Origin of the sequence: Colwellia sp. MB3u-4 (assembly GCF_014077065.1) — a bacterium.
Taxonomy (GTDB): Bacteria; Pseudomonadota; Gammaproteobacteria; order Enterobacterales; family Alteromonadaceae; genus Cognaticolwellia.
On sequence record NZ_JACGVE010000020.1, the window covers coordinates 1 to 502 of the forward strand.

Genomic DNA, 502 nt, shown 5'->3' on the forward strand with positions numbered 1-502 from the left:
TTGCTGAAACAGCTGCTTCTATTAGTGGTACGCCAAGTGCTGGTGCTAACTCGTCTAGCAATGCAGGTAGCCTGGCAAACTAATGAGACATCGCTTATAGGCGGGGCTTCCCATAGTGTAGCTCCTGTCTTAAGCGTCTACTTTTAAGCAATTAATGAGGTGATACATGAAAGGTAAATTAACAGGTAGTGCTACTGGTGCCATGCTCCTTTTCACTGTATCAGGCATGTTGGCCTCAGCGCTTGGTATTCGTCAGTATGACAAATTGAGTACTGACATGGCTTGGATCATCAGTACTGACATGTCTGCTGGTCAAGTGATTACGCCGGAGCTTCTTAAACAAAAACGTATAGATCAGAGCGCAATTGAAGGCACAATTCAAAATCCCCGTCAGTTGATGGGCAAAACCTTACAAGTGAATAAGACTGTGGGTAGTGCAGTATTTGCTCGTGATTTAAAGCAAGCAGACAAAAAATCTTTGTCTCATGCTATCCCACCAGGC

At 44.4% G+C, this 502-nt stretch carries 1 protein-coding gene; it reads left to right on the forward strand.

All coding sequences use genetic code 11. From position 1 onward, the window contains the following. Nucleotides 1–166: 166 nt before the first annotated feature. A partial coding sequence (locus tag H4J61_RS00090; protein ID WP_220461146.1) for an SAF domain-containing protein occupies nucleotides 167–502 on the forward strand: 336 nt, incomplete at its 3' end.